This is a genomic window from Peribacillus sp. GL_122, from assembly GCF_057835005.1.
In genome coordinates this window covers 4,068,258-4,088,134 of record NZ_CM174415.1, presented here as the reverse complement: position 1 = coordinate 4,088,134, position 19,877 = coordinate 4,068,258, and the positions used below count along the sequence as shown (strand labels likewise).

Below are 19,877 nucleotides of genomic sequence, written 5' to 3'. Positions count from 1 at the left end.
TTTCATTGGAAAAAAATTTTTCAGGGATGTGAAGAAAGAAAATCTTTTCTCCGTCATAGTCTGGACAAGTTGCTCATACGTTGTAATATAGCGCTTTGACATGAGCAGGGGGGAAATCTGGAATGGATGATCGCAGGAAAGATATCCGAAATCGTATCGCCAAGAGACGCAAGTTCAATGATAAACCGGCAGGTGGCAGTAGTTGGACGGAGATCAATAATGAGGAACCATATGGGATTGATTCATATAACGGGTATTCCGAGAAAGATCATCCGCTCTTCAAGAAAGAATATTTTTTCTTTAAAATCCTTGCCAGTGTATGCCTGTTCTTGATTATCGCTGTGATGTTCAAACACCCTTCTGTAAGGCTGGACCCTGCCAGAAGTTTTGTCACGGAGAATATGAACAAGGAATTTCAATTCGCTTCAATCTCCAACTGGTATGAAAGTGCGTTTGGTAAACCGATCGCTTTTTTACCGAATGAAGCCGATAAGGAAACCGTTGATTCGAATGGAGAATATGCAATGCCAGCCTCTGCGAAGATTACCCAAAACTTCGAGACGAACGGTGAGGGAATCATATTGGAAACGAGCAAAGGCTCAAAGGTCGAGGCCGTCAATGAAGGGGTAGTCATTTTTGCCGGTGAAAAGGAGGGGATTGGAAAGACGGTCGTCATTCAGCATGCCAATAAAAGTGAATCTTGGTATGGGCAGCTGGAAGGAATTGATGTGAAATTGTATGAGTTCGTTAAAAAGGGCAATGAAGTCGGACAGGTTACACTAAGTGAAGATGGATCCAAGGGCAGATTTTATTTGGCGATAAAAGAAAATGATGCTTTCGTCGATCCTAAAAAGGTGATTTCCTTTGAGTGAATATGGGAAATTACTGTTTAAAATCAGGGTGCACCCGACATTGTGGTTTGTCATTGGCATCGCCATCCTCACTGCCCATTTCGTTGAAGTGATGATGCTGTTGCTCATCGTCTTCATTCATGAAATGGGGCATGCTGTCTGTGCCCAGCATTTCAAATGGCGGATAAAGTCAATCCAGCTGCTTCCTTTTGGCGGGGCTGTCGAGACTGAGGAGTACGGAAATAAGAGTTTGAAGGAGGATTTGGCGGTGGTCCTTGCCGGTCCGCTTCAACATGTTTGGCTCATTGGTGCAGCTTTTTTGCTCTATTTCTTTTCTATCATTCCATATGAGCTGTATCAGCCCTTTTTGTATATGAATCTTATGCTGCTGATTTTTAATCTGCTGCCAATTTGGCCCTTGGACGGGGGACGGCTGCTATTCATCGGTGTATCCCTATACTGCACCTTTCTGGAAGCGCAGAAACATACACTTCACTTTTCTGCAGTATTCGCTGTCCTGGCTTTTTTGACCTGGATCATTCTGGATCCGCTCAATTTGAACATCTGGCTCATCATCTTTTTCATAAGTCTCTCACTCGTCATGGAATGGCGGCAGAGGTATTATGCTTTCATCCGCTTTCTTTTGCAGCGCCATTACGGGCATACGAATGATTTAGCGAAACTGAAGCCAATCTCGGTGGATTCACAAGAACCGATTTATAAAGTGCTGGAACTGTTTCAACGCGGTTGTAAACACCCCGTCATCATCATGAAAAACGGGAAAGAGAGCGGCTCGTTGGATGAAACGGAAATCCTTCACGCCTATTTTTCCGAGAAAATGACAAACGGGAAAATCGGCGACCTATTATATTCTTATTAAATATGTTATCCTTTCTTCAAATTGAGGAGAGGATTTTTTTTGATGAAAAAAATGATCGCGAACCTAGCTTCACGCGAAAAAAGAGTGGCTGTACTAGAGAATGGTGTTTTACGTAAACTTGAAATCATGCCGCCTCAAAAGCGCAGTACGGTCGGTAATATTTATCTTGGGAAAGTGACGAAGGTTTTACCGGGAATGGATGCCGTCTTCATTGATTATGGTGCAGAGAAGAATGGTTTTTTACACCGTGACGAGATTCCCTCTTTCCAGCTGACAAAAAAAAGTGATGGGAAAACATCCATCGGTCAATTTGTCCATCAGGGAGAAAAGCTGCTAGTTCAGGTGACTCGGGATGAAACGGGCACCAAAGGAGCTAAATTGACTGGGTTGATCGAGTTTTCAACAGATTCCCTCGTATACATACATGGAATAGATTATGTTGGTGTTTCAAAGAAATTCAAAAACAATGATCTTCAAAAGCAGTGGCGGGAAACGGCCTTGCAGCATAAAAATCCTGATGAGGGATTGATTGTCCGCACCTCGATGGAGAACGAAAGTGAATCGGTATTCCTTGACAGGTTAACTGGATTGCGGGAGCTCTATAAAGGGCTTGAAGTTAAGGCTGCGTCCTTTAAAGCCCCGTCCATACTCTATGAGAGGGACGCATACCTTGACATGATCATTTCTGAAATGTCGGGAACGGCGACCGGGGAACTTGCCATCGATGATTTCGAGGCTTATCTGGAGTTGAAAAAGTGGATACAGGAAAACCGTAAGGAGTGGGATATATCCCATGTATCGGGTCCAAAGAATATTTTTTCCGAATGGAATGTCGAAGCGCAAGTTGAGAAAATGGCCAAGAAAATCGTTTGGCTAGAGAATGGCGGATATTTAATTTTTGAAGAAACGGAAGCTTTCACCGTAATCGATGTCAATTCAGGTAAGTTCACCGGCAAGGTGGCGAAGGAAGCAACATTGTTTGCGGTTAATCAGGCTGCGGCGAAAGAAGTCGCCCGTCAACTGAGATTGAGGAATATCAGCGGGATCATCTTGATAGATTTCATCAATATGGACAATTCACGGCATGAGCAGGAAATCATCGATATCGTCAAAAAGGAAGCGGTGAGGGATGAGAAGCGAATCCAGGTCATCGGCTTTACGGAATTGGGCATTTTACAAATGACGAGAAAACGAACCTCCCCGTCTTTAAGTGAAATGATGTCGGTACCATGCCCGGTGTGCAGTGGAAGCGGTAAAATCGAGAGCCCGGAAACGGTGGCCTTCCGGTTGGAACGGGAACTGCTGGAACACAGGAAGACGGATGATGAAGCAGTCTGGGTGGAGGTCAGTAAAGCGGTGGCGGACGTGCTGCTTGGTGAAAAAGAATCATATCGGCCGACACTGGAGGAATTGATCGCTAAAAAGATATACCTATCTTTTATCCCAGGTTCGAGGAATGCCTATTCCATCAAGCGCTTCGGAAGCATTCAGGAAATCGGGAGGGCTTTCGAGTGAAGAGCGGGAATTCTAATAAATATATTGACAGCCTTTCCTGTTTCATGTTAGGATTTTAATGTTATGTTTGTAGCACCCGTGCTACAACCGCTCAACAACAGGTTTTAAGCTTTTGCCTTTCTGGTAAAACGCCTGTGATTGGCGAGTCTGAGACATTTAAGGAGGTGCAAGTATGTACGCAATTATCGAAACTGGCGGTAAACAAATTAAAGTAGCAGCTGGCGAAGCGGTTTACATTGAAAAATTAAACGCAGAAGCAGGCGAAACTGTTACATTTGACAAAGTTTTATTCGTAGGTGGCGAAGACGTGAAAGTCGGTGCTCCACTAGTTGAAGGCGCTACTGTAACAGGTACTGTCGAAAAACAAGGTAAGCAAAAGAAAATCACTGTTTTCAAATACAAAGCGAAAAAGAACAATCGTAAAAAACAAGGTCATCGTCAACCATACACAAAAGTTGTTATCGAAGCAATCAACGCGTAAGGGCTGATTCTAGATGATTAAAGTTGTATTTGATGCTCCGCAGGAACGGATTGCTTCGTTCACCTTAAGCGGACATGCTAATTTTGCTAAAAAAGGTTCTGATATCGTTTGTGCAGGTGTATCGGCTGTTTCCTTCGGGGCAGTCAATGCGATCATGTCCTTAACGGACGTAGAGCCTGAGATTGAGCAAGGGAGAGAGGGCGGCTATCTTCGCTGCGTTATTCCGGGGAATCTTTCACCGGAATCCGAAGAAAAGGTGCAGCTGCTCTTGAACAGTATGCTCATATCGCTGCAAACTATCGAACGTGATTATGGTAAATACATGAAAATTATCCTCAACCAATAGGAGGTGGAACAAATGTTAAGATTAAATCTTCAGTTCTTCGCTTCGAAAAAAGGAGTAGGTTCTACAAAGAACGGACGTGACTCTCAATCTAAGCGTCTTGGCGCTAAACGTGCAGATGGTCAATTCGTTTCTGGTGGTTCTATCCTTTACCGTCAACGCGGAACAAAAATCTATCCAGGTGAGAACGTAGGCCGTGGTGGAGACGATACTCTATACGCTAAAGTAGACGGTGTTGTTAAATTCGAACGTTTCGGACGTGACCGTAAAAAAGTAAGCGTATATCCAGTTGCACAAGAAGCATAATTGGCATCTTTGAACAGAGGCTGACTCAAAAGGGTCTGATTCCTTCTACAAGACACTATATACCGCGTCATTTTTAATAATGGTATGCTATATAGTGATGAAGGGGTCCGGCCCTTTATTTATACTATAGGAACGAACCAGCATTTTGCAGGAGACTTTAGTCATTAGTATAAGGAAAACAACCTCTGACTTACAAATGGCTCGCCAATAGGCGGGCTTTCTTAAACTTTCAGGGGGGAAATCCAAGAATACTCATCCATCCGATTTGGTTAAACCAAATAGACACTCCAATTCAACTATAATATCTCCAATTGGTGCATAAATAAGGCCCATTCTCTTTTTTAGTTCAAATGGCTCTACCATCGTCCAAAGAACTCAGGGTGTGCGGCTGTATTTTTTGGACGGGGGCTTTCATGTGAAGGCATGTGAATCAAGCTTCATTTCCTGTTTGTTGTTTTTTTGATATACTGTACAAATGGAAGTATTCAACATGATAGAGCTGAAAAAAAGTTTCTTTATCATAATTGAAGGTGTTAATAATGGATAAAAATTGGACGACTATTGAAACTCTGCGTCAAACCAGGCATGACTGGCTGAATAAAATTCAAATCATCAAAGGGAATCTGGAGTTGAACAGAATCGATCGTGTCAAGGGCATCATTGATGAAATCATTGTTGAAACCCAGAATGAAGCACGCCTTTCCAGTTTGAATTTACCTAAATTCACCGAGATGCTGTTGACGTCGAATTGGAATAATGGATCCTTTTATTGCGAATATGAAATCATTGATGTTTTTGAAGGCTCAACTGAGATGGACGGGCTGATGTATCGCTGGACAAACGATTTCTTCAAAATTCTGGATAAGAATCTGGACCCGTTTTTTGAAAATATACTGGCTGTTTCCTTGTGTAAAAAAGAAGTGAGCGATATGCACTGTTCATTTCATATGCAAGGCAGGTTCATTGATCAATCACCAGTGATCGAGTTTTTGGGAAGTTCATTAACGGCTGAGCAATCAATTGAAATTCTTGAATGTAATGAGGATGAAATATTTTTTAAGATGGATATTAACTTTTAGAGAAGTATACAGCAAGAAATGACTTGCAGAAAACAAGGAAGTGATAGCATGTTTGTCGATCAAACGAAAGTCTATGTAAAAGGCGGAGACGGTGGTAACGGGATAGTTGCTTATCGTCGTGAGAAATTCATACCTAAAGGCGGACCTGCCGGCGGAGATGGCGGTAATGGGGCCAATGTCGTTTTTGAAGTGGAAGAGGGCTTGCGTACATTAATGGATTTCCGTTATCAACGTCACTTTAAGGCACCTCGCGGAGAACATGGCATGTCCAAAAACATGCATGGTGCGGCTGCAAAGGATATGGTCATCAAGGTTCCACCAGGCACGGTTGTCATTGATGATAAAACGAAGGAAGTCATTGCTGATTTAGTTGAGCACGGGCAACGCGCCATTATCGCAAAAGGTGGCCGCGGAGGCCGGGGAAATTCCCGTTTTGCCACACCTGCCAATCCTGCACCTGAAATCGCGGAGAACGGCGAACCGGGCCAAGAACGCGATATAGTCATGGAATTGAAACTATTGGCTGATGTCGGTTTGGTTGGTTTCCCAAGTGTAGGGAAATCCACGTTGCTTTCTGTCGTATCCGCAGCAAGGCCTAAAATTGCCGAATACCATTTTACGACGATCGTACCGAACCTGGGAATGGTGGAAACGGAAGATCACCGCAGCTTCGTCATGGCCGATTTACCTGGTCTGATCGAAGGCGCTTCAGAAGGTGTGGGCCTTGGACATCAATTCCTGCGCCATATTGAAAGAACGAGGGTAATCGTTCATGTAATCGATATGTCGGGTCTTGAAGGCCGAGATCCATATGAAGACTATCAAACAATCAATAAAGAGTTGGAAGAGTATAACCTGCGCTTGACTGAACGTCCGCAAATCATTGTAGCAAGCAAAATGGATATGCCGGACTCAGAAGATAACTTAGCGGCATTCAAAGAAAAGCTGGAAGAAGACTATCCTGTCTTCCCGATTTCTGCCGTGACGCGTGATGGGATCCGTGAGCTTCTTTATGCAATTGCCGATAAAATCGAAGAGACGCCTGAGTTCCCTCTTGAACATGAAGAAGAGAATACTGGAATCCACCGGGTTCTATATAAACATACATCACAGTCTGATGAATTTAACATTGAACGCGAACCCGATGGCAGTTTTGCCGTATCAGGATTCAAGATCGAGCGTCTATTCAAAATGACTGACTTCACCCGTGATGAGTCCGTGCGTCGTTTCGCCAGACAGCTTCGGTCATTCGGAGTCGACGAAGGCCTTCGCCAAAAAGGTGCGACAAATGGCGATATCGTCCGTATCCTTGAATATGAATTTGAATTTGTTGATTGATTGTAAACCATGATGGCAGGCAAAAGGAGGCGTGCGAAGTTTGAATAAGGCCGATCAGAAGTTTTTCCTCGTTCGAGAGGATGTCCTTCCCGAAGCGATGAAAAAAACGCTGGATGCAAAAGAAATGATTGAACGGGGAAAAGCAGAATCAGTTTGGGAAGCGGTAAAGCGAGTGGACCTAAGCAGGAGTGCATTTTACAAATACCGTGACACGGTTTTTCCGTTTCATACAGTTGTTAAGGAAAAGCTGATTACACTGTTCTTCTATCTCGAAGATCGTTCTGGTACTCTATCGGAGCTCTTACGGCTCGTCGCCTCATCCGGTTGCAACATCATGACCATCCACCAAACGATTCCTTTGCAGGGACGTGCAAATGTCACCCTATCCCTTAATACGGGCGGGATGACGATGGATATTGATGATCTGCTTACTAAACTGCGTAAAATGGAGTTCGTCGAAAAAGTCGAAATCATTGGTAACGGCGCATGAAAACAGCCTGTACATTTCAGATGTACAGGCTGTTTTCATTTGTAAGAGGAAATTAACGATTAAGTATTGTAAAAAATCAGAAAATGGCATAACATAAACAGTAGATTTTCCGTGAGAAGGAGTTTATAATATGACATCAAAAATTGCATTTCTTGGACCAAAAGCAACATTCACGGATTTAGCTGTATCGCGACTATTTCCTAATGATATAAAAATACCGATGAACACGATTCCGGACTGCCTTGATGCTGTTCGGGACGGGGAAGTGAATCACGCGCTCGTGCCGATCGAGAATGCTTTGGAGGGCTCGGTAAATATAACGATGGATTACTTAGTCCATGAAGTCACATTACCTATGAAAGGCGAAGTGACGATTCCAATCCAACAGCATTATATGGTGCATCCAGATCATGCATATCCTGGTTTCAAACCTGACATGGTTTATTCGCATTCCCATGCCATTGCTCAATGCCGCAAATTTCTACATAATGAGCTAAGGGGCATTCCATATGAGTATGTCACATCCACTGCAGCCGCTGCGAAGATGGTGATGGAGAATCCCGATATCAATATTGCTGCGATTGCAAATGATATGGCTGCGGAAGAGTACGGTTTGACGATTGTAAAACAAAATATTCACGATTACGAACATAATCACACCAAGTTTATCGTGGTATCCAACAGTGAAGTCGACTTTGAAGGGCATTTGACCATTGAAGGGGACAAGAAAACGACCTTGATGATTCAGCTGCCTGCTGACCACTCAGGACAGCTGCACCAAGTCCTTTCCGCTTTTTCCTGGAGGAAACTGAACCTTTCCAAGATTGAATCGAGACCAATGAAAACAGGATTGGGCAATTACTTCTTCATCATCGACATCGAAATGTCTCTTGATGATGTCCTCATCCCAGGAGCGATCTCTGAGCTCGAGGCTTTAGGATGTACGGTTTCAATCATGGGAAGCTATTCATGCTTTAAAGTCCGAACTGGTGTACCGCAACGATGAATGATAAATGGTTTAACCTCAGCTAAGTTTTATACAATGAATAAGAAGGGTGCCCCGGGAGTATTTCCGGGGCATTTTTTGTGTTCGTTAAGATTTATAATTCAATATATAGCAATAGGCAGGAAGAAATGCTATTCATTATTTGATTTTGAGGAAGATGGCTTTAAAGTTTTTCATGATAAAAAGAGCCTATGATTCTGGATGGAAAACAAACACCGATTGTGATGAAAGCAAATACAATAAGTAAATCCCGTTAGTCCGACTGTGGAAATAGGAACAGTAATACATACGTTGATGACTAAATCAGTGGAAGCACCTTTTTTATCAAAAATGCAGAGAGAGGGTGGTAGTCAGCAGAGATGGATAATCAATTCAATTTTGTTGCAGGCGATTGGGAATTAGATGCAAGCGATAGGCGGAATTGCCGAACTTAAAAATAGTGTTCTAGAAAAAGACCAAGAAAAGGATGAAAAGGAAGAAGAGCAAGATAAGGAGCAGGAACTACAAAATATCAATATCCTTATATGGAAGAGAAGTCATCTGATGCTGAATTAATCCAAGCGACGGGGGGCTGGGTTCAGGCGGTCGGTTCCGTCATTAGTCTTATCGGGCAGTTGAGAAGTAACGAGGAAGAAAACTCTGGGGAAGGCAGCTCAAATAAAAGCAATTCCGTTGATGAGTGAGCATAATGGCCAATAAAAAAATCCTCAAAAGATATGGCTTTTGAGGATTTTGCGTTCATTCAATCGACTAAAATGCCAGCATCCCTTAGAGCACACTCCGCTTCGTCGAGCAATTCTTCAGATGCTGCGCTCAGTGTATGGAGATGGATGCCGCTCGTCAGTTCCGATAAAAAAGATGCGTTCGTTGCCGTCACCCTTGAAAGGAATTGCTGAACTTCCTTCCGGCTGCTGACCATGATGGAAGCGGTTAGGTCGCCGTATACGGGGTGCTCGATTTTGACATCTTTAACCGTGATGCCGATATCCACGAGTAAATATAGCTCTTCTTGGGTCCGCGAAGGATCGTGTTGGCAAGCAATGATCCTTTCCGGCTTTTGCGTGCTCCCCGTTTGTAAGTACAGATAGCCTTGGCTCGTGGCAATGATAGGTTCATTCCGCGCTTTCAGGAGGGTTATGTCACCAACGATAACCTGCCGGCTTACATTCGTTATCTGCGAAAGCTCGCTGCCCGTTACAGGCTCCGCGCTTGTTTGCAATAAATGTAAGAGTTTCGTCCGTCTTTCTTCCCCGAGTAATTTCTTTCTTTCCATAAACATTCACCTCTTTAATTACAAACATTCTAACACAGTTTGGAGGGTTTTATCGAATGGCAGCTATTCCTTCGATGCATTCCGCCAACTTGTGAATGTCGTCCGCCGTCGTGTTTTTGCCAAAGGAAAGGCGGACGAATTGATGGGCTTCATCTTTGCTTTTCCCAATGGCCATCATCGTTTTTGAAGGATCCTGTTTACCGATTTGACAGGCGCTTCCCGTCGAAACAGCGAATCCTTTCTGGTTTAATTCCAGCATGATGTACTGTCCTTGCAATCCAGCGAAGGTCAGCGCCAGAATGTGAGGCAATTGCTCGCTTTTTGCTTCGATGATTTGAAAATCAATTTTCCTTTCCGTTAGCCGTTGGATCAATTGCATCCTAAGTGTAGAAATCCGTTTCCGTTCATCTTCCATGATATCCCCCAATTTCTTGGCAGCGGTTACGAAGGAAGCAATTCCGGGGACGTCCACTGTTCCTGGTCTGAAACCATATTCATGAGTGATATTCGGTACCGAAGGCTTCAACCGGTGGATGTCCGGGAAAATGACGGCCCCAGTCCCTTTTGGACCATAAACTTTATGACTGGAAACGGATAATCCATCACATGAGGCAGCTATCTTCCCAAGCGGTAATTTAGCAAATGATTGGACACAATCCACATGAAAAAAAGCCTGGTGTTTTCGAACGATTTCACTTATTTGTTCAATGGGTTGAATGACCCCGATTTCCGAATTCACATGCTGGACAATGACCAAGCATGTTTTCTCCGACATACATTCCTGCAGATGTTCAATATCAACCCGGCCATCTTTCAAATGCCTTAAATAAGTAACCTCGAATCCTTCTTGTTCAAGTTTTTCAACGTAATTGGCAAGAGATGCATGTTCAGTTCTGCTTACAATCAAGTGGTTCTGCCAGGATGGTTTCGAAGCGATGAATGTATCGATGGCAAGCATGTTGCTTTCTGATCCGCCGCTCGTAAAGATGATTCCTTCCTTTTTTATGTTCAGCATTTCTGCGAGTTGCTGCCGTGACATATCCAATAAACGTGCCGCTTCAGAGCCAATATCATGCAAACTGCTCGCATTCCCGAAAAACTTCCGGGATGCTTGGCTGAATACGTCGAGAGCCTCCTCATCAATCGGAGTTGTTGCGGCGTAATCCAAATAAATCAAGAAATCACTTCCATCCTTTAATCTTAAAAAACTCTTGATAATAGTTTAATAATATGTAAATATAGTTGTCAAGACACCTGTCGTAAACAGGAGGAATGAAATAATGGTAAAAGCGGAAATCATCGTGATAGGCAGCGGGATTGCTGCCTTGAAAACGGCATTGGAAGCAAGTGAACATAAGCATGTGATACTCATCACAAAATCAAATATCCGTCATGGTAATTCTTATTTAGCACAGGGCGGGATTGCTGCTGCAATATCTGATCGTGACCGAGTATCCTTTCATAAAAAAGATACGCTGGCGGCTGGTCAGCGATATAACAAGGTGAAGGCAGTGGAAAAACTCGTCGAAGAGGCACCTTCGGTTATAGCTGAACTTATTGATTCGGGTATGCGATTTGACCATGATGATGACGGAACTCTATTGCTTGGCATGGAGGGCGCCCACAGTGAACGGAGAATCCTTCATAGTCACGGGGATGCTACAGGAAAGTACATGATGGAACATCTTATAGGGCGCTTGAAAAAATCATCGATTACTGTGATGGAGAATGTTGCTGCAGTGGAATTGATCATAGGGCAAGATGATTCTTGCATAGGAGTCAAAACACTTGATAAGGCAGGGGATCTTGTTGCCTATCATGCGGAACATACGGTTTTGGCTACAGGCGGCTGTGGTTCCCTATACCATTTCACTTCAAATTCACAAACGGTTTCAGGTGATGGAATCGCACTTGCATTCAAGGCCGGTGCAAAAGTTCGTGACATGGAATTCATACAATTCCATCCGACCCTGCTTTTTGTGAATGGCAAAGCGAAAGGGCTCGTTTCAGAAGCGGTTCGCGGGGATGGTGCGAGATTAGTGACGGAAATGGGAAGGCCGATCATGGAGGATGTCCATAGCTTAAAAGATCTAGCACCAAGGCATATTGTTGCACAGACGATTTTTTCTTATTTGCAGCGTAGTGAAAAGGTATTTTTGGATATTTCGATGATTAAGGATTTTAAAAATCGTTTTCCGACAGTGAGCTCATTGTGTGAAAAAAGCGGGCTGGACCTTCAATTGGGAAAAATCCCGGTTGCACCAGGAAACCATTTTCTAATGGGAGGGATTGAAGTGGATGAATCGGGGCAAACCTCTGTACCCTCTTTGTATGCAGTTGGTGAAGTGGCATGCACTGGTGTACATGGTGCAAACCGATTGGCAAGCAACTCCCTTCTCGAAGGATTGGTTTTTGGAAATACGCTTGGCCGTTTCCTAGCTAAAGCCCCGGCAAGGTCGATACCGGAAGAGAAAGAGCAGTCCAAGAGTTCCAGTCAAATTTCCTTTTTACCTGATCTCACGACATTGCAGGAAAAGTTAATGAATGAAGCGGGAATCGTTCGAAATGAAGCGGGTTTAACTCGACTGAAGGATTATCTTGAGACATTTAATATCGAAAAATTGCTGCATATGGAAGTAACGGCATTATCGATACAAGAAATAACGAAAATCAATGCCATAATCGTGGCGTGGCTGATTGCCGAATCCGCATTGACCAGAACGGAAAGCAGGGGCGGTCATTTCCGCAGTGACTATCCAAACGAGGATGACGCCCAATGGCTTGAAAATTCGGTTATCCTTGCTTGCACGGATGTAAAAAACCGAGTGAAAGGGAGACGACTATATGAATATATTGAAGCTTAAGCAGATGCTGCAACAATTTTTAATGGAAGATATAGGGGAATGCGATGTAACGAGTGATACGATTTTTGATCAAGGTGAACAAGGAACTTTGACATTCATCGCAAAAGAAGGCGGGGTCTTTAGTGGAGGGGACGTCATCAAGACGGGATTTGCATTGTTGGATGAGCAAATCGAGGTTTTCCTTTTTGTTCAAGATGGCGAAGTTTTCGAAGAAGGACAGCAGCTTGCGAAAATGACCGGCGATATGGCCTCCCTTTTAAAAGGGGAACGGGTCGTTTTGAATCTAGTGCAGCGTATGTCTGGCATTGCGACACAGGCTCATAAAGCTGCCATGATTTTAGAGGGGACGAAGACGAGAGCATGTGATACGAGGAAAACTACGCCAGGCCTGCGGATGCTTGAAAAATATGCGGTCCGTTCCGGCGGGGCATTCAATCACCGATATGGTCTGTATGATGCAGTCATGATAAAGGACAACCATATTTCTTTCGCTGGGTCCATAACGAAAGCGGTTCAAACGGTAAAATCCAAACTGGGGCATACCACTAAAGTGGAGGTGGAAACGGAATCACCACAACAGGTGCTTGAAGCTGTGGAAGCCGGTGCAGATATCATCATGTTCGATAACCGGAGCCCTGAAGAAATCAAGCAACTGATTAAATTGGTTCCCGCCCACATCATAACTGAAGCTTCGGGAGGGATCCATTTAGACAATCTAGCCTCATATCGGGAAACAGGGGTAGATTATATTTCGTTGGGCAGCTTGACGCACAGTGTCAGAGCACTTGATATTAGCGCAAAGGTCAAAGAGCAGGAGGAGATATTGAAATGAACATTTTGGAGATGGCTAAAACAGCAGGAAATGCATTGCCTGAAAAGTATAAAACGATGACAAAGGAAGAGATGGAGAATCGGGTCCATGAGATTAAGAAACGACTGGGGAACCGTCTTTATATCCCAGGTCATCATTATCAACGGGAGGAAGTCATTCAATTTTCGGATTCAACGGGGGATTCACTTCAATTGGCCCAGCTTTCCGCGCAAAATCGCGAAGCGGATTATATCGTGTTTTGTGGCGTGCATTTCATGGCTGAAACAGCGGATATTTTGACGGAAGAAGGGCAGACGGTTATCCTTCCTGACATGCGTGCAGGCTGCTCCATGGCGGATATGGCCGATATTGAACAAACGGAACGGGCGTGGACAAAGCTTCAGGATTTATTTGGCGATACGATCCTTCCGCTAACTTATGTGAATTCCACTGCGGCCATCAAAGCTTTTGTAGGGAAAAATGGCGGGGCGACGGTGACGTCTTCCAATGCACAGGGGATGGTCTCGTGGGCCCTCTCGCAAAAAGAAAGAATCCTTTTTCTTCCCGATCAGCACCTTGGGAGGAATACCGCCTTTGACCTTGGAATCCCATTGAATGAAATGGCTGTCTGGGATCCGCATAAGGATGAATTGATCTATGAAGGGGAACTGGAAGATCTGAAGGTACTTCTTTGGAAAGGACATTGTTCAGTCCATGAAAATTTCACTACGGCGAATATTGAAACGCTTAGAGCGGAGCAGCCTGAAATGAATATCATCGTTCATCCCGAATGTCGCCGTGAGGTAGTCGCCTTGTCAGATTATGCGGGTTCGACATCGTATATTATAAATATGATCGAAAAAGCCGAACCAGGTAGTTCTTGGGCAATCGGCACGGAAATGAACCTTGTCAAGCGTCTTATCGCCAATAATCCTGACAAGAACATCATCTCGTTAAATCCGAATATGTGTCCATGTCTTACAATGAACCGGATTGATCTGCCTCACCTGCTATGGGCGCTTGAATCCATTGAAGAAGGTATCATCATCAATCCGATAAAAGTGGAAAAGAACATTGCGGATAATGCCATCCTAGCATTAAACAGAATGCTGGAGCGCGTTTGAGTCAGTGCTTTCTAAAAAGATTTTGGATCATAATAAAAAGGGGGATTAGACCCCCTTTTTATTATTATGTAATCGAAACAGGTAAGAACTTTTAAAGGTTATTCGCTTTAAAAGTATTGCCTTCATTCATATCACCGGATTTAAATCCTTTATTGAACCACCGTTTCCTCTGTTCGGAAGTACCATGCTGCGTGAAGCTGTCTGGCACCACGTACCCTTGTGCTCTTTCTTGGATACGGTCATCCCCCACACCACTTGCTGCATTCAAGGCCTCCTCAAGATCGCCTTCTTCAAGCAAATTCTCTCCTTGGACATGATGTGCCCAAACTCCAGCCAAATAATCGGCCTGTAATTCAAGACGGACAGAGAACCTATTGTATTCGGTCTCGCTGACCTTTGAACGATCGGGCATTTCCTTTTCCGTTGTCCCTAAAAGTGTCTGAACGTGATGTCCGACTTCGTGGGCAATGACATAGGCCATGGCGAAATCCCCGGGTGCCTGGAATTCTTGCTTTAACTCTTGATAAAAGCTGAGATCAATATATAGTTTCATGTCACCCGGACAATAAAATGGCCCTACCGAAGAAGCTGCCATCCCGCATGCCGATTCGACACTACCCGAATACAGGACAAGGTTCGGTTCCTTATATTCCAGTCCATTTTTACGGAATTCTTCTGTCCAGACCTGCTCCGTTTCTGCAAGGACGACAGATACAAACTGCGCAAGTTCCTTCTCTTCATCAGTTTCGACATAAGAGCCGCCATTGTTTGATTCAGTGGAATTCAAGCTTGGATTACCGCCAAGGAGCGTCACGATCAAGACAATTACCAATCCGACCCCTCCGCCGATTCCGGCCATGCCTTTTGTGCTCATGCCTCTTTTGTCCTCGACGTTCGAGCTGCCCTGTCTACCTTTCCATTTCATTATTATTACCCCCAGGGATGTAAGATAAGTACCTGAAGACAAAGCCTTAGGTCATTACTTTCTTATACCCGGATTTCCCTGAGTTTAGACAGAAGCCTGAAAGAAGCGTTTCAGGAATGGAATCCAAAGGGGTGAATTTCCTTTTACGAGATGTCCCATCATTTATTTCGTCTCCAAAAAAGTACCTTCTATGTCCCTAAATCATTGATCCAATCATAAAAGTCATTTTTCACGCATATGTTTTCATGATAAAAATAATAGCAATTCACCCACTGCTTCATAGAATATATGGACATATGCACAGGAGGGGTTAACAGCGTGAAAATTCATATAGTCCAAAAAGGCGATACACTTTGGAAACTCGCCAAAAAATACGGCGTCAGTTTTGAAGAACTTAAAAAAGTTAACGCACAATTAAGCAACCCGGACATGATGATGCCTGGAATGAAAATTAAAATACCAGGGACATCCGGAGCTGTAATAAAAGAAACGGGTAAACCAAACGTGAATATTCAGCCGGGAATGAAAGAATCCCAAACTCAACAGTTCCAGCCTCAGTCAGCACCTAAGAAAGAGCAGCAAATTATGCAAAAACCGGCTGTTAAAGAACAGCCGAAATTTCAACAACCAGTAAAAGAACAGCCGAAATTTCAACTGCCGGTAAAAGAGCAGCCAAAATTTCAACAGCCGATAAAAGAGCAACCTATCATTCAAAAACCAGTAAAAGAGCAGAAAATCGTTCCACAGCCAGTTAAGAAAGAGCAGAAAATCGTTCAGCCAAAGCCAATCATTAAAGAAAAGCAAGTAATCGTTCCAAAAGAAGTGCCAGTGCCCATGCCGGTGATTCCGGAGATCGACGTCAATAATTATTATATGGTCAACATGACCAATATGAGTGTGCAAAAGCCTCCAGCACCACCACCTTTACCAAAGAAAAAAGAAGAGCCAGTAACCAAAAAGAAGAAAAAGCCAGCTGTACAGCCAGCTCAGGAATATAGTGAGCCGGTGGATGATTGTATTCCAGTAACGCCAATCTTGCCTGGAAGCGGTTATTGTATTCAGCCGCCACCATGGGCGCAAATGCACATGCAAGGTATGCAACAAGCACCATATCAAGGCGCACAAGGGTATCAGGCGGCTCCGGAAATACAAGGTTATCAAATGATGGAAGAGAGCTCTGATGCTTGGGGGGAATCTCCTGACATGCAAATGATGGATCAAGGATTCGTCCAAGGGGCGAGCATGAATGCAACAAGCCAGCAACATTATCCATATCAAGCCTCCGCACCGGTTCCGCACCATTATTATGGAGGGATGAATCAACAAGCTCAGGCAGCAGGTTCATATATGCAACAAGATTATGAGTCACCAGGCGAATCGCCTTCTTCATACAATCAAAACTACCCTCAGCATTATTCCCAGACTGCCGGTGAGGATGAGGAGGATTGCGGCTGTAATAAGGGGTTACTTGGAACTTATGGGCCGGAAGTGAAGGGGCAGTATCAAGGGAACAAAAAAATGGATGCCAATGCACATCACCATCCAGATTATCACCAATATCAATCCGTTCAATCACAGCAGCAGGCCCCATACCCAGGGATGTCACCGAAACAGTCTCAGATGGGAATGGAGATGCCATTCCAATATGAAGATGAGTCAGAAGAATCATATGATGGATTCATGATGATGGGCGGCCAAAACCCAGGCCAGCCAGGTATGATGATGGGCGGCCAAAACCCAGGCCAGTCAGGTATGATGATGGGCGGCCAAAACCCAGGCCAGCCAGGTATGATGATGGGCGGCCAAAACCCAGGCCAGCCAGGTATGATGATGGGCGGCCAAAACCCAGGTCAGCCAGGTATGATGATGGGCGGCCAAAACCCAGGCCAGCCAGGTATGATGATGGGCGGCCAAAACCCAGGCCAGCCAGGTATGATGATGGGCGGCCAAAACCCAGGCCAGCCAGGTATGATGATGGGCGGCCAAAACCCAGGCCAGCCAGGTATGATGATGGGCGGCCAAAACCCAGGCCAGTCAGGTATGATGATGGGCGGCCAAAACCCAGGCCAGCCAGGTATGATGATGGGCGGCCAAAACCCAGGCCAGCCAGGTATGATGATGGGCGGTCAAAACCCAGGTCAGCCAGGTATGATGTTCGGCCAAAACCCAGGTCAGCCAGGTATGATGGGTGGTCAAAACGGAGGCCAGCCAGGTATGATGGGCGGCCAAAACCCAGGCCAGCCAGGTATGATGATGGGCGGCCAAAACCCAGGTCAGCCAGGTATGATGATGGGCGGCCAAAACCCAAGTCAGCCAGGTATGATGATGGGCGGTCAAAACCCAGGTCAGCCAGGTATGATGGGCGGCCAAAACCCAGGCCAGCCAGGTATGATGATGGGCAGCCAAAACCCAGGTCAGCCAGGTATGATGATGGGCGGCCAAAACCCAGGTCAGCCAGGTATGATGATGGGCGGTCAAAACCCAGGTCAGCCAGGTATGATGGGTGGTCAAAACGGAGGCCAGCCAGGTATGATGTTCGGCCAAAATGGAGGCCAACCAGGGATGATGCCGAGACAATTTGGTGGTCAGCCGGACATGATGATGGGCGGCCAAAATGGAGGCCAACCAGGGATGATGCCGAGACAATTTGGTGGTCAGCCGGACATGATGATGGGCGGCCAAAATGGAGGCCAACCAGGGATGATGCCGAGACAATTTGGTGGTCAGCCGGACATGATGATGGGCGGCCAAAATGGAGGCCAACCAGGGATGATGCCGGGACAATTTGGTGGTCAGCCAGACATGATGCGCGGTCAGCTTGGTGGTCAGCCGGAAGCTATGTTACCTGGACAAATGGGAGGCCAGCCAGGCCAATTCGGGGGCGTTCGTGCGCCTGAAACATTTGGGATACCGACATATGTAGATGAAAGCGATGACTACTAATTATCAAGGAGACAGTGTCTTTAACACTCGTCTCCTCTCTTATTTAAATCGTAAGCCAAAGAAAGTCCACCATATTCAAAGCAGTGTCTATTTATTAACTTTTGAAAAGGGTCATCCTATGATCCTTAAAGGATTCGACAGTTTTGAAAAATGGGATCGGCAAAGGGAATTGACTTCTTTGTTAAAACAAAAGGGATTTCATCAAACGTATTATATTCATCAGAATCTAATGCCCTTTCAATTTAAAGAGAAATGGTATGGCAGTATGGACTATTTTCCGCCGAGTAAGAAAAAATTCAGATACTCCAATAATAAGGACCGCTTAGAGGGCATTCAGTTACTGGAAAGCTTCCATGATGTGTCGGAACATATCTCCATTAACGCTCCTGTGTTCAATCAATCAAAAAAGTGGAAAGAACGCTTATCACTATTTAAAAAGAACTTTTCATATGTTCGCCAATATGTTTCCGAAGATATTATCAAGGAATGGATTAGATGGGGTGAATGGTCGCTAGAGGGGTTTGATAAAAATCAGTCTTTATGGAATAAGGAAAAGAAAGTCATCATTCATGGTGATTGTGCCCACCATAATTTCTTGCGGAGGGCGGACGGCACTTTGACCTTAATCGATTTTGACTTAATGGCGAAAGCCCCGAGGTGCATTGATTATTTACAGTATGCAAATCGAATTTCGCCTCATTTGGATGATGCGGCCACCGAACTGTGGGAAGTTCCGCAGATGCAAAGGTATCAGTCAGACCTGGCCTTTTTATATGCTTTAACTTATCCTACCGATATTTTCCGTGAATGGAATCGTCTTAATAAAAGTTCTTCCCAGCTTCATTCGGTCTGGAAAATGACCGTGGAAGGTTTTTCGGAGCGGATGGAGATGAATGAAAAATTGGCGGAAAGGATTTCTTCCCTTAATAGGAATTAAAACGGGATTTTGGCCGTATCTTACAGAGTACATTTCCCGTTCGACACCCATGCTAATTATGAGCGGAATATAGCTCATTCTATTGCAATGGGAGGGTTATTGGTGCAGAAAATAAAATGGGCACATCCGCTTTGTACGGTATTGGCCGCCGTCAGTTTGGTTGGATGTGCTAATAATAATGCAGCGGAAAATGAAAATATCACCAATGATACAGGGTACAATAAAAAAGATGCATTGGTACGCAACATCAATTATGAGAATATGGTGCAAGGTTTATACGATAAAGATGATGCGTACAGTAAGAGTGATCGTAACTACCATGGACATGAAAGTAAACCGCTTAAGGCAAAATCATCTTATTATAATTCTTATGAAGGTGCTTTTGCCGATAAAGTAAATGGTATCGCCAATAAAATGGAGCCGGTCATCGATGCCAGGACAATCATCATGAAAGATGAAATGCTGGTAGCCTTGCGGCTTGATGACTACAGCCAAGCAAAAGATGTTAAAGAAAGAATCAAGACGGAAATCGGACCCCTTACCAATGGCCGTACCCTATATGTAACCACCGATGAAGGTGTCTATTTCAGGACGATGACACTTGATAACAATCTTCGGGATGGCGATACGAGGGAAATGATCATTTTGGATGCCAATGACTTGTTCGATAACCTTAACATTCACGAAAATCACTTGAAATAATTAGTGCGC

General features: G+C 44.5%; 20 protein-coding genes and 1 other annotated feature. Of the genes, 17 read left to right on the top strand and 3 right to left on the bottom strand.

The window, feature by feature from the left end:
* Positions 1-122 precede the first annotated feature (122 nt).
* The 11 genes from AC3ISB_RS19765 to AC3ISB_RS19715 all read left to right on the top strand — a co-directional run bounded on the left by AC3ISB_RS19765 (position 123) and on the right by AC3ISB_RS19715 (position 8,844).
* The gene (locus tag AC3ISB_RS19765; RefSeq protein ID WP_098370074.1) at positions 123-872 is read left to right on the top strand and encodes a M23 family metallopeptidase; all 750 of its coding nucleotides are present in this window, start codon (positions 123-125) and stop codon (positions 870-872) included.
* A complete protein-coding gene (locus AC3ISB_RS19760) occupies positions 865-1,731 on the top strand; it encodes a M50 family metallopeptidase (RefSeq protein ID WP_098370075.1) in 867 nt (288 codons plus the stop codon). The genes AC3ISB_RS19765 and AC3ISB_RS19760 overlap by 8 nt, the downstream gene beginning before the upstream one ends.
* A 42-nt stretch (positions 1,732-1,773) precedes the next feature.
* Positions 1,774-3,246: an Rne/Rng family ribonuclease gene (locus AC3ISB_RS19755; protein ID WP_489276974.1), complete on the top strand. Its 1,473-nt coding sequence runs from the start codon at positions 1,774-1,776 to the stop codon at positions 3,244-3,246.
* A gap of 75 nt (positions 3,247-3,321) precedes the next feature.
* Positions 3,322-3,405: a sequence feature (ribosomal protein L21 leader region), on the top strand.
* A gap of 13 nt (positions 3,406-3,418) precedes the next feature.
* Positions 3,419-3,727, top strand: coding sequence for a 50S ribosomal protein L21 (rplU, locus tag AC3ISB_RS19750; RefSeq protein ID WP_034308849.1), 309 nt, complete (start codon positions 3,419-3,421; stop codon positions 3,725-3,727).
* Between the two features lie 13 nt (positions 3,728-3,740).
* On the top strand, positions 3,741-4,073 hold the full coding sequence (locus AC3ISB_RS19745) for a ribosomal-processing cysteine protease Prp (RefSeq protein ID WP_328131352.1): 333 nt from the start codon (positions 3,741-3,743) through the stop codon (positions 4,071-4,073).
* A 12-nt stretch (positions 4,074-4,085) separates the two neighbouring features.
* Entirely contained in the window at positions 4,086-4,376 is a 291-nt protein-coding gene (gene rpmA / locus AC3ISB_RS19740; protein WP_034308845.1) for a 50S ribosomal protein L27, read from the top strand.
* 539 nt (positions 4,377-4,915) lie between these two features.
* Complete coding sequence (locus AC3ISB_RS19735; protein ID WP_489273960.1) at positions 4,916-5,455, top strand: Spo0B domain-containing protein; 540 nt, start codon at positions 4,916-4,918, stop codon at positions 5,453-5,455.
* A 48-nt stretch (positions 5,456-5,503) separates the two neighbouring features.
* Entirely contained in the window at positions 5,504-6,793 is a 1,290-nt protein-coding gene (gene obgE / locus AC3ISB_RS19730) for a GTPase ObgE (protein WP_347942549.1), read from the top strand.
* 40 nt (positions 6,794-6,833) lie between these two features.
* Positions 6,834-7,283, top strand: coding sequence for an ACT domain-containing protein (locus AC3ISB_RS19725; RefSeq protein WP_098370079.1), 450 nt, complete (start codon positions 6,834-6,836; stop codon positions 7,281-7,283).
* Positions 7,284-7,413: 130 nt separating this feature from the next.
* On the top strand, positions 7,414-8,289 hold the full coding sequence (pheA, locus tag AC3ISB_RS19720) for a prephenate dehydratase (protein ID WP_480338562.1): 876 nt from the start codon (positions 7,414-7,416) through the stop codon (positions 8,287-8,289).
* 402 nt (positions 8,290-8,691) lie between these two features.
* Entirely contained in the window at positions 8,692-8,844 is a 153-nt protein-coding gene (locus AC3ISB_RS19715) for a hypothetical protein (protein WP_181762299.1), read from the top strand.
* Between the two features lie 187 nt (positions 8,845-9,031).
* On the opposite strand, the gene AC3ISB_RS19710 is transcribed toward AC3ISB_RS19715, so the two are convergent.
* Together AC3ISB_RS19710 and AC3ISB_RS19705 are read right to left on the bottom strand one after the other, a co-directional pair.
* Positions 9,032-9,562 carry a transcription repressor NadR gene (locus AC3ISB_RS19710; protein WP_098370081.1) on the bottom strand — a complete coding sequence of 177 codons (531 nt, stop codon included), beginning with the start codon at positions 9,560-9,562 and terminating at the stop codon, positions 9,032-9,034.
* A 49-nt stretch (positions 9,563-9,611) separates the two neighbouring features.
* Positions 9,612-10,739: an IscS subfamily cysteine desulfurase gene (locus AC3ISB_RS19705; protein ID WP_489273957.1), complete on the bottom strand. Its 1,128-nt coding sequence runs from the start codon at positions 10,737-10,739 to the stop codon at positions 9,612-9,614.
* A 103-nt stretch (positions 10,740-10,842) separates the two neighbouring features.
* Between AC3ISB_RS19705 and nadB the strand changes: the two genes are divergently transcribed.
* The 3 genes from nadB to nadA are packed head-to-tail and all read left to right on the top strand — an operon-like array spanning position 10,843 to position 14,361.
* Complete coding sequence (gene nadB / locus AC3ISB_RS19700; protein WP_489273956.1) at positions 10,843-12,426, top strand: L-aspartate oxidase; 1,584 nt, start codon at positions 10,843-10,845, stop codon at positions 12,424-12,426.
* Entirely contained in the window at positions 12,407-13,258 is an 852-nt protein-coding gene (gene nadC / locus AC3ISB_RS19695) for a carboxylating nicotinate-nucleotide diphosphorylase (RefSeq protein WP_489273954.1), read from the top strand. Before nadB ends, nadC begins: the two co-directional genes overlap by 20 nt.
* Positions 13,255-14,361 (top strand): quinolinate synthase NadA, encoded by a 1,107-nt coding sequence (gene nadA, locus AC3ISB_RS19690; RefSeq protein ID WP_098370085.1) that lies wholly within the window; start codon positions 13,255-13,257, stop codon positions 14,359-14,361. The genes nadC and nadA overlap by 4 nt, the downstream gene beginning before the upstream one ends.
* Positions 14,362-14,452: 91 nt before the next feature.
* Here nadA and ypfJ read toward each other — a convergent pair whose 3' ends face one another.
* Positions 14,453-15,286, bottom strand: a complete 834-nt coding sequence (gene ypfJ / locus AC3ISB_RS19685) for a KPN_02809 family neutral zinc metallopeptidase (RefSeq protein ID WP_489273952.1) — start codon at positions 15,284-15,286, stop codon at positions 14,453-14,455.
* 318 nt (positions 15,287-15,604) lie between these two features.
* On the opposite strand from ypfJ, the gene safA reads away from it, so the two are divergent.
* The 3 genes from safA to AC3ISB_RS19670 all read left to right on the top strand — a co-directional run bounded on the left by safA (position 15,605) and on the right by AC3ISB_RS19670 (position 19,868).
* Positions 15,605-18,229 carry a SafA/ExsA family spore coat assembly protein gene (gene safA, locus AC3ISB_RS19680; RefSeq protein WP_489273951.1) on the top strand — a complete coding sequence of 875 codons (2,625 nt, stop codon included), beginning with the start codon at positions 15,605-15,607 and terminating at the stop codon, positions 18,227-18,229.
* Positions 18,219-19,166, top strand: a complete 948-nt coding sequence (locus AC3ISB_RS19675) for a phosphotransferase (RefSeq protein WP_179890969.1) — start codon at positions 18,219-18,221, stop codon at positions 19,164-19,166. The genes safA and AC3ISB_RS19675 overlap by 11 nt, the downstream gene beginning before the upstream one ends.
* A 102-nt stretch (positions 19,167-19,268) precedes the next feature.
* Positions 19,269-19,868: a YhcN/YlaJ family sporulation lipoprotein gene (locus AC3ISB_RS19670; protein WP_179890970.1), complete on the top strand. Its 600-nt coding sequence runs from the start codon at positions 19,269-19,271 to the stop codon at positions 19,866-19,868.
* The last annotated feature ends 9 nt before the right edge of the window (positions 19,869-19,877 follow it).

What these genes read in the sequence shown, in the direction of transcription:
- AC3ISB_RS19765 (WP_098370074.1), top strand. Translation starts at nt 123, where the DNA reads ATGGATGATCGCAGGAAAGATATCCGAAATCGTATCGCCAAGAGACGC.
- AC3ISB_RS19755 (WP_489276974.1), top strand. Translation starts at nt 1,774, where the DNA reads ATGAAAAAAATGATCGCGAACCTAGCTTCACGCGAAAAAAGAGTGGCT.
- rplU (WP_034308849.1), top strand. Translation starts at nt 3,419, where the DNA reads ATGTACGCAATTATCGAAACTGGCGGTAAACAAATTAAAGTAGCAGCT.
- AC3ISB_RS19745 (WP_328131352.1), top strand. Translation starts at nt 3,741, where the DNA reads ATGATTAAAGTTGTATTTGATGCTCCGCAGGAACGGATTGCTTCGTTC.
- rpmA (WP_034308845.1), top strand. Translation starts at nt 4,086, where the DNA reads ATGTTAAGATTAAATCTTCAGTTCTTCGCTTCGAAAAAAGGAGTAGGT.
- AC3ISB_RS19735 (WP_489273960.1), top strand. Translation starts at nt 4,916, where the DNA reads ATGGATAAAAATTGGACGACTATTGAAACTCTGCGTCAAACCAGGCAT.
- obgE (WP_347942549.1), top strand. Translation starts at nt 5,504, where the DNA reads ATGTTTGTCGATCAAACGAAAGTCTATGTAAAAGGCGGAGACGGTGGT.
- pheA (WP_480338562.1), top strand. Translation starts at nt 7,414, where the DNA reads ATGACATCAAAAATTGCATTTCTTGGACCAAAAGCAACATTCACGGAT.
- AC3ISB_RS19715 (WP_181762299.1), top strand. Translation starts at nt 8,692, where the DNA reads ATGCAAGCGATAGGCGGAATTGCCGAACTTAAAAATAGTGTTCTAGAA.
- AC3ISB_RS19710 (WP_098370081.1), bottom strand. Translation starts at nt 9,562, where the DNA reads ATGGAAAGAAAGAAATTACTCGGGGAAGAAAGACGGACGAAACTCTTA.
- nadB (WP_489273956.1), top strand. Translation starts at nt 10,843, where the DNA reads ATGGTAAAAGCGGAAATCATCGTGATAGGCAGCGGGATTGCTGCCTTG.
- nadC (WP_489273954.1), top strand. Translation starts at nt 12,407, where the DNA reads ATGAATATATTGAAGCTTAAGCAGATGCTGCAACAATTTTTAATGGAA.
- nadA (WP_098370085.1), top strand. Translation starts at nt 13,255, where the DNA reads ATGAACATTTTGGAGATGGCTAAAACAGCAGGAAATGCATTGCCTGAA.
- ypfJ (WP_489273952.1), bottom strand. Translation starts at nt 15,286, where the DNA reads ATGAAATGGAAAGGTAGACAGGGCAGCTCGAACGTCGAGGACAAAAGA.
- AC3ISB_RS19675 (WP_179890969.1), top strand. Translation starts at nt 18,219, where the DNA reads ATGACTACTAATTATCAAGGAGACAGTGTCTTTAACACTCGTCTCCTC.